We start from the raw sequence: 7,181 nt of genomic DNA, 5'->3' as shown, positions 1-7,181 counted from the left end.
GAAATGAAAAAAGCCAACCTCAACGGTTGGCTTTTTTCTTTTCACATCAGTTACCTGTTTGTTCCTGGCGGAGAGACGGTCCGCCGATTTTTGGGTCAGAATTGTTCACATTTGTTCGCTGTCCTATGAGATTCTCGGGGCGTAGACCATAAATCTGTTCGTCATTGTTCACATGCATGCGGTACAATCCACATATCGACGGTGGGTACAATGGTGGGTAGAAAATGGCGAGAACGGTAGAAAAGCTCACCCCCTTGGGCGTGAGCAAAATGAAAGTGCCAGGCTATTATAGCGATGGCGCCGGTTTGTACTTGCAGATATCAGCATCGCTAACAAAGAGCTGGATATTTCGCTTCACGTTCGGCGAGAAGCGGCGGGAGATGGGCCTTGGGGCGACTCACACTGTCACTTTAGCCGAGGCTCGCGTCAAAGCAAGGGATTGCCGCATCGTCCTGCTCGCTGGTCAAGATCCACTCGCCGCACGCGCCGCTGGCAAGCTCGCTGATGACCTCGAACGAGCGAAGGCGATGACGTTCGATCAGTGCGCTACAGCCTATATCACCACGCACCGTTCCGGCTGGAAGAATGCCAAGCATGCGGCGCAATGGGAAAGCACGATTGATACCTACGCTGGCCCGATAATCGGTGCGCTGCCCGTGGCCGATATTGACACTGCCCTGGTCGTTAAAGTCCTCACCCCCATCTGGCACTCGAAGACGGAGACGGCAACACGGCTGCGCGGCCGAATCGAAAGCATCCTTGACTGGGCCACCGTGAGCAATTTCCGCACAGGCGAGAATCCCGCGCGCTGGCGCGGGCACTTGGATAACCTATTGGCCGCACCAGCGAAAATTGCAAAGGTCGATCACCACGCTGCCTTGCCTTGGCGAGAAATTGGGGACTTCATGCGGACGTTGCGCGGCAGCGCGGGAACAGGTGCACGGGCCCTTGAGTTCGCGATTTTGACCGCAGCACGCTCAGGCGAAGTCCGCGGCGCAACCTGGGATGAAATTGATTTTGACGCGGCGCTGTGGACGATTCCGGCTTCACGGATGAAGGCCGAGGTTGAGCACCAAGTGCCGCTTGCTCCGGATGCCGTCGCCGTGCTCCGCGCAATGGAGCGCTCCGGGACTTTCCTGTTCCCTGGCCAACGAGAAGATCGGCCGCTATCCGACATGAGCCTTACTGCAGTGCTACGGCGCTTGAAGCGCGACGACATTACTGTCCACGGCTTCCGGTCGACGTTTCGCGACTGGTGCGCGGAAGCTGTGGGCAACTCGTATCCGCGCGAGGTCTGCGAGCACGCGCTGGCCCATAAGTTGCCGGATAAAGTTGAAGCGGCCTACAGGCGAGGGACGTTGCTCGACAAGCGGGTTCTACTCATGGGAGACTGGGCCGATTTTTGCGCCGGGAAGATAGCAAGTTAGTGCCGCGCGTACCGATGAAGAGCCGGTACCGCGATAATATTGAGCGAGCAATCAACAACTCCAGTGGGCGAAACGCTGGGACACCAGGGGGAAATTGTGAGCACATTTTTGAGTGCCGACGACGTTGCACACCTGACCGGGCGTAAGACAAGTGCCAAACAAATCGAAGCCCTTCGCACAATGCAGATCCCGTTCTGGGTGAACGGTGTTGGCAAACCAGTCGTCAGCATAGCTGCCGTCGAAGGGCGCAAGGAAAATCGCCCTGTCACAGAATCCGTGCTCCCCAAGGAAAGAAGGGGAAGACGAAACACGCGCAATCTGAATATGCCGCCGTACATGCATCCTCGGGTGCAGCGCAGCGGAAAAGTCTACTACTACATGTACACCAGAGACAAGCCGCGCAAGGAAATTGCATTAGGTGACGATTTGATTCTGGCGCTAAAAAAATATGCCCAGACCTATACGATCGCTGTCCCCATGAGCGAGGCGTTGTTCAGACCCGTTGAACAGCGATATCTGGTCGACTCTCTGCCTAAACTTGCGGCCAGCTCAGCAAGGACTTACCAATCAGATATAAAGCACCTGCTCGAAGTATTTTGCGATATGCCACTCTCGAAAATTAGGCCCATGCATATCAGGCAATTTCTCGATCGCCACTCGGACAAGCCAACTACGGCGAATCGCTGCAAGCGTTTGTTCTCGACGATGTGGAACCAGGCGCGCGGTTGGGGCTATACCGACCTGCCCAACCCGTGTGAGGGCATCAAGGGGCATTCGCTCAACAAGCGGGCGGACGGTGTACATTACCGATGCCGTCTACAACGCCGTGTACGCATGCGCCAGCGCGCCTCTACAGGATGCGATGGATCTGGCCTACCTGACCGGCCAGCGCCCCGCCGACGCGCTACGCATGACCGAGCACGACATCATCGACGGGCATCTGATGCTCACCCAGGAGAAGACAAAGCAGCCGCTTCGGATCGTCATCACTGGCCGACTGGCGGAACTGGTCAAGCGAATAGAAGCGCGCAAGGCTACGCACAATGACGTTACGGGCGCACTGCTGGTCAATTCGCACGGCAAGCGTCTCACGGCCCCGGCGCTGCGCAGCCAGTTTGACTCGGCGCGTGAAGCTGCGGCGCTGGCCACCCCTGCCCTTGCGGCCGATATCCGGGCCTTCTGGTTCTACGACCTGCGCGCCAAGGCTGCGGACGATATCTCCGACGAGCGCGGCGAACAGGCGGCAAGCGAATTGCTGGGGCACGATAGCGTGAAAACCACACAGCGCCACTATTTGCGAAGAGGGAAAATTGTCCACCCCACTAAGTGATCTTATCAGCTCACCTTCGCACCGCTCGGCTGATTAGTGAGAGCATCGGCCGGTGCAAGACTCACGTTCTGCCTGGCAGCAAGGTGCGTCGGCACTACCTGCACCACGACTATGCCGACGAGAAGCGCGATGCTTGGGGGAAGGTGGGATCACATCTGGTGCATCTGCTGAAAGATGTTTAGCCAGCATGCATCGAGCTCTTGCTGAGCGATTTCATGGCCATCATGAGGATATCTTAACGATTACCCTCATCGCCTATTTCGTTTGATCGGGAGTGTTTTTATTGATGGCATCAGCCAAGGCCTGCTCAGCGATACCACTATCGATCCATTCTTTGATCCAATGAGTGGCGTGGTCTTTGGCGGCAGGAGCAGTGTCGAACAAACCAAGAGCAGTAAAACTAATGAGGCCGGACGGTCCGGCCACTTGCACCTCAGCTGAAAATTGATCGTCAACAGTCCGCACGGCATCCGCATAGATGAGGTACTCACGATACTCGACTTGGGTTTTGGTCATCATAAAAACTTATCAATTCCGCAACGTAATGCAGACCTACTTCCGGAGCTGCCGGACTGCAAGCACTGCATCCAATGCAGCGCGAATGACCTTACGTTCGCTCTCAGTTAGCAAGCGGAGATCGAATTCAATCCGATCAGAATATTTTTGCAAAGGCGACGATCGTGTCGCCCCCGAAGAGTCACCATAACGCAGCCACGTAGGATCAACGTCTAGCCATTCGGCAAGTGCAACCAGCTTTTCTTGCGTAGGAATTGCCTCACCTATGAGCCATTTTCTGGCCGCGTGTGAAGTGATTGCCATCAGTGGAAAGCGGAGGTTAAACGCCTTAGAAAGCGCAACAGGGCTGCGGCTGTACGGTTTAAACGCTGCTGTCGCGCGCAGTCGGTCGGCAAAGTTGGATCGGGAAATCTCGCCAGGTGTCGTCTTGTTCATCACTACTCGCTGAAATATTTGCGAAATGATACTCTTGAAAACCCAACTCATGCTCACAAACGGATACTCTGTATTCCCCCGCCCAGTGCGAAAGTGCTCCCTATGCGGATGAAGAGCGCGACGCATCAATCATGCGCCAAGCCGCTGTCTTTCCTCATGAATCCAAGGCTCCCTGTTCAGCTCGTTGCGAAGTGCATCCAAGATGAGATTTCGCGTCTGTACTAAAGAGATTTGTAGCTGATCGGCACGCAACACGATCCCACGTAACCGCCTTACTTCGCCGAGTAGAAGTGCGACGTCTGCCGCATCTTGGCGCTCGCCAATTTTCTCAAGGTCCTCTGACGTAAGAGCAGGTCGGATCGGCATCTTCGACGTTCATGTCTGTATGAAATGACACTATATCACCCAGGCTCAACTGGGGTCGCCGCCTTGATCGCCAGCAGCTCGGCGCTGACCATCTGCATGGGCGACCAAGGCGGGCCGCCGATCCGGTGCTTCTCCAGGATCAGCGGGCCGGCGTCGATATCGGTTGTGCTGAGCATTCTCGAGTAAACTCCTCTTCATCCCAAGAAAATTCAGCTACTATCAGCAAATCGTCAAGATTGCTTCGCACATCTGCGATTGTCGCTGTGGTTATGCACAGGTATGGAGGTTGCTATGATGCACGCATTTTTATCCAACAATCGTGACGAACTAACCAAACGTTGCCGGGGCAAGGTTGCTCAACGTGCAGGCCGTTCCGCTACTGAACAGCAACTAAAGGATGGAGTTCCTCTATTTCTCGATCAACTGATCCGAACTCTTGAAATTGAACAGACTTCAACGCCCTTGGATAGTCGGCGAATTTCGGGGCCGGCAGGAGGAGGAACTGCCCTGTATGAGGTCAGCGTATCAGCTGCTCAACATGGCAAAGACCTTCTCAATCTTGGCTTGTCAGTTGATCAGGTAGTACACGATTACGGAGACCTGTGCCAGGCAATCACCGACCTGGCAGTGGAGCGAGATGCGCCATTCCAAGTTGATGAATTTCGTACATTGAACCGCTGCCTCGACAACGCAATTTCGGACGCTGTGACGGAATTTAGCTATCAGCGAGATGCGCTAAATACAGACGCAAATGCCGTCGAGTCAAACAAGCGTATAGGCTTCTTCGCACATGAGTTACGCAATCACCTGAGCACGGCATCTATGGCCTTCGTCGCTGTCAAAGCAGGTAACCTTAGCTTCAGTGGCTCAACTGGGTCGATCTTGGAACGAAGCCTGCAGGCGCTTGATAGGCTCATCACCAGCTCGATTGAAGATGTCCGGACATTCGGACATACCAGCTTGATTTTAGATTCGTTTTCTCTCGCTGATTTCATTGCTGAAATTTATGCAGCAGCATCACTTTCCATCGGTAAAAATGAATGCATTTTTAGAGTCCCAAAAGTTGACCCTGACCTAGCGATCAATGGCACTCGGGACTTGTTGATGGCCGCAGTTGCAAATCTGCTGCAAAACGCGTTCAAATTTTCACAACCACGGACTGAAGTTTTTCTTACTGCATATGCGGCGGGTGACCGCATCATCATTGATGTGAAAGATCATTGCGGGGGACTTGGTCCTGGTGTTGCCGAAAGCATGTTCCTGCCATTTTCTCAAGCTGGCGAAAACAGAACAGGCGTCGGCCTAGGGCTCACAATCGCAAAGCAGAGTGTCAATGCAAACAATGGAACGCTCACAGTTGAAGACATCCCTTCCATCGGCTGCATTTTTAAGATCAGCTTGCCGCGACACGCTGTGCCAACTTGAAGTGAATAATTTTCAGCGTGAATCAGAAAGGCGGCAGCGCCCAAGACCGCATTCTGCCCTCAAGTCGTACGCTAATGTAACCCAAACACGAGTTGCGGACCGCTGGTTATTTACTGCTGCTCACAAGCACCCAGCGATCACAGCTTCCAGCTGGGCCTCGTACTTGAGGTGCACGGGCAAGTCGCGCGCCAGGGCCAGCACCTTTTCGCCGTCGCTGGCATCGGGCGCCAGGCCGCGCACGGCGAACGTCGGCCGCTCGGGCACGGCAGCCACGCATGACCGATACACGGGCACCTTGACGACCGGGATGGCGGGCGCCGGGCCAGCGCATGCGCCCAGCAACAGGACGGCCACCAGGGCGCACAGCCACATCATGCGGCGCGCGCTCATCGCACCCACTCAAGAATGACATTCACGGCCGGCATAGCCTCGTCGCATGTCGTGGCGCGCGCGCCAGCGACCCGGGCCAGCGCGGCATCGAAGCGCTTGCCGTTCGCAACGGCCTGCTGCTGGGCGGCCAGTCCGCGCGCGTCGGCGGCGGCCTTGGCGTTGCCAGCGGCCTCGATTGCATCGTTCTGCAGTTGGATGGCGGCGCGCAGTTCGGCGGTTGCTGCGCGCTCGGCGACCAGTTCCACCCGGGCGGCGTCGCGGTCCCGCGCGGCGAGGTACCAGCCGCCGCCAGTCCACGCGCCCACCAACAGCAGGGCGGCCAGCAGCACGACGGCGATGATTTTCCAGATACCGCCCGTGACGCCGGCGGCCAGCGTGCCCAGGGCGCTCATTGCGCCGCCACGCACTGCGCATGCGAGCGCTGGCGATCTGCCCACAGGCCGGCGCAGCGTCGATTGCCAGGCGTCGAGCAGTCGTAGCCGCCAGCGAATCGGTACATCAGGATTGCATCGCACGCGGCACGATAGTCGCCCACGTTCAGCCGCTTCACGATGGTGCTGCTGCAAAACGCGGTCGACCCGATGTTGTAGGTCAGATCGACGTACACGTCGTATTCCGCCTGCGTCATCGGGGCGCGCACACAGCTTTTGACAGCGCCCTCGTAGGTCCGGACGTCGAGCAGCGCGCGCTGCGCCGCCTTGACCGGCGTGGTGCGGTCGCCGGCCTTGACGCCGCCGGTGGTGCCAAAGCCGATTGTGGGCACGTCGCCCTTCGTCGGAATGATCACGCCGTCTGTGTAGCCCTCGCGCGTCAGGATCCCGACGAACGCGCCAGCGCTCAGCACCAGACCGGCGATGCCCATGCGGATTCTATTTGTCGTTGCCATGGAGTTCTTTCTGCGCCATGAGGCGCGATACATTTGCGAAAATGGAGACAGCCGCGGCGCCGCCGGCGAACACGCCGTTCGGCATGCCGTCAGGCATCCAGATGGCCACGGCCACCTCGGCGGCGCCGAACAGCGTCGCGGCGACGTTGAACTTCACGCTCCAGGCTTTGCGCAGGACGGTGCGCCATTCGGGAAGCAGTCTCATTTGCGACTCGACCGTTCCAGCGCGTCGACACGCATGGCCAGGCCGTCGTTGACACGGCGAAGCTCGTACTGCGCTTCCTTCACCATGTCGAGCCGGCTGTCGCGCTCGTCGACGCGCTTTTCCAGCTTTGCCGTGTTCATGATCAGCTGGTCGAGCTTGTTGGACTGGCCTGCGACGCTCCAGACCATCGCAGCGAGGAAC

11 protein-coding genes and 1 pseudogene are annotated in these 7,181 nt (G+C 57.2%); 4 read left to right on the top strand and 8 right to left on the bottom strand.

Going from position 1 to position 7,181, the window contains the following annotated elements; all coding sequences use genetic code 11:
• Positions 1 to 224 precede the first annotated feature (224 nt).
• The 3 genes and pseudogenes from RBA40_RS32735 (at position 225) to RBA40_RS32725 (ending at position 2,757) form a co-directional block, all read left to right on the top strand.
• On the top strand, positions 225 to 1,427 hold the full coding sequence (locus RBA40_RS32735; RefSeq protein WP_306653022.1) for a tyrosine-type recombinase/integrase: 1,203 nt from the start codon (positions 225 to 227) through the stop codon (positions 1,425 to 1,427).
• A gap of 63 nt (positions 1,428 to 1,490) precedes the next feature.
• Positions 1,491 to 2,018: pseudogene (locus tag RBA40_RS32730) on the top strand (DUF4224 domain-containing protein); the annotation flags it as partial.
• A 205-nt stretch (positions 2,019 to 2,223) separates the two neighbouring features.
• Positions 2,224 to 2,757 carry a tyrosine-type recombinase/integrase gene (locus tag RBA40_RS32725; protein ID WP_306653020.1) on the top strand — a complete coding sequence of 178 codons (534 nt, stop codon included), beginning with the start codon at positions 2,224 to 2,226 and terminating at the stop codon, positions 2,755 to 2,757.
• 255 nt (positions 2,758 to 3,012) lie between these two features.
• Here the strand turns inward: RBA40_RS32725 and RBA40_RS32720 are convergent, their stop codons facing one another.
• From RBA40_RS32720 to RBA40_RS32710, 3 genes are all read right to left on the bottom strand, one after another.
• A complete protein-coding gene (locus tag RBA40_RS32720; protein ID WP_306653018.1) occupies positions 3,013 to 3,276 on the bottom strand; it encodes a hypothetical protein in 264 nt (87 codons plus the stop codon).
• Between the two features lie 33 nt (positions 3,277 to 3,309).
• Positions 3,310 to 3,708: a hypothetical protein gene (locus RBA40_RS32715; protein WP_306653016.1), complete on the bottom strand. Its 399-nt coding sequence runs from the start codon at positions 3,706 to 3,708 to the stop codon at positions 3,310 to 3,312.
• Positions 3,709 to 4,109: 401 nt separating this feature from the next.
• Positions 4,110 to 4,250, bottom strand: coding sequence for a hypothetical protein (locus RBA40_RS32710; protein WP_306653014.1), 141 nt, complete (start codon positions 4,248 to 4,250; stop codon positions 4,110 to 4,112).
• A gap of 115 nt (positions 4,251 to 4,365) precedes the next feature.
• Here RBA40_RS32710 and RBA40_RS32705 point away from each other — a divergent pair, with 115 nt between their 5' ends.
• Positions 4,366 to 5,499: a sensor histidine kinase gene (locus RBA40_RS32705; RefSeq protein ID WP_306653012.1), complete on the top strand. Its 1,134-nt coding sequence runs from the start codon at positions 4,366 to 4,368 to the stop codon at positions 5,497 to 5,499.
• A 120-nt stretch (positions 5,500 to 5,619) separates the two neighbouring features.
• On the opposite strand, the gene RBA40_RS32700 is transcribed toward RBA40_RS32705, so the two are convergent.
• From RBA40_RS32700 to RBA40_RS32680, 5 genes are all read right to left on the bottom strand, one after another.
• The gene (locus tag RBA40_RS32700) at positions 5,620 to 5,889 is read right to left on the bottom strand and encodes a hypothetical protein (protein ID WP_306653010.1); all 270 of its coding nucleotides are present in this window, start codon (positions 5,887 to 5,889) and stop codon (positions 5,620 to 5,622) included.
• Positions 5,886 to 6,281 (bottom strand): hypothetical protein, encoded by a 396-nt coding sequence (locus RBA40_RS32695; protein ID WP_306653008.1) that lies wholly within the window; start codon positions 6,279 to 6,281, stop codon positions 5,886 to 5,888. The genes RBA40_RS32700 and RBA40_RS32695 overlap by 4 nt, the downstream gene beginning before the upstream one ends.
• Positions 6,278 to 6,775: a lysozyme gene (locus tag RBA40_RS32690; RefSeq protein ID WP_306653007.1), complete on the bottom strand. Its 498-nt coding sequence runs from the start codon at positions 6,773 to 6,775 to the stop codon at positions 6,278 to 6,280. The genes RBA40_RS32695 and RBA40_RS32690 overlap by 4 nt, the downstream gene beginning before the upstream one ends.
• Positions 6,759 to 6,980, bottom strand: a complete 222-nt coding sequence (locus RBA40_RS32685; RefSeq protein ID WP_306653005.1) for a DUF7940 domain-containing protein — start codon at positions 6,978 to 6,980, stop codon at positions 6,759 to 6,761. Before RBA40_RS32685 ends, RBA40_RS32690 begins: the two co-directional genes overlap by 17 nt.
• Positions 6,977 to 7,181, bottom strand: a 205-nt coding sequence (locus RBA40_RS32680) for a hypothetical protein (protein ID WP_306653003.1), incomplete at its 5' end; no start/stop codon positions are given. The genes RBA40_RS32685 and RBA40_RS32680, both read right to left, overlap by 4 nt.

It is taken from the genome of Massilia pseudoviolaceinigra (assembly GCF_030846505.1).
Classification (GTDB): domain Bacteria; phylum Pseudomonadota; class Gammaproteobacteria; order Burkholderiales; family Burkholderiaceae_D; genus Telluria_A; species Telluria_A violaceinigra.
Note: the sequence above shows the minus strand (reverse complement) of the source record. Positions and strands in the feature narration are given on the sequence as shown.

Bases quoted from the DNA above. Each gene is read 5' to 3' on its own strand.
- RBA40_RS32735 (WP_306653022.1), top strand. From the start codon at position 225: ATGGCGAGAACGGTAGAAAAGCTCACCCCCTTGGGCGTGAGCAAAATG.
- RBA40_RS32700 (WP_306653010.1), bottom strand. From the start codon at position 5,889: ATGAGCGCGCGCCGCATGATGTGGCTGTGCGCCCTGGTGGCCGTCCTG.
- RBA40_RS32695 (WP_306653008.1), bottom strand. From the start codon at position 6,281: ATGAGCGCCCTGGGCACGCTGGCCGCCGGCGTCACGGGCGGTATCTGG.
- RBA40_RS32685 (WP_306653005.1), bottom strand. From the start codon at position 6,980: ATGAGACTGCTTCCCGAATGGCGCACCGTCCTGCGCAAAGCCTGGAGC.
- RBA40_RS32690 (WP_306653007.1), bottom strand. From the start codon at position 6,775: ATGGCAACGACAAATAGAATCCGCATGGGCATCGCCGGTCTGGTGCTG.
- RBA40_RS32705 (WP_306653012.1), top strand. From the start codon at position 4,366: ATGATGCACGCATTTTTATCCAACAATCGTGACGAACTAACCAAACGT.
- RBA40_RS32720 (WP_306653018.1), bottom strand. From the start codon at position 3,276: ATGATGACCAAAACCCAAGTCGAGTATCGTGAGTACCTCATCTATGCG.
- RBA40_RS32715 (WP_306653016.1), bottom strand. From the start codon at position 3,708: ATGAACAAGACGACACCTGGCGAGATTTCCCGATCCAACTTTGCCGAC.
- RBA40_RS32710 (WP_306653014.1), bottom strand. From the start codon at position 4,250: ATGCTCAGCACAACCGATATCGACGCCGGCCCGCTGATCCTGGAGAAG.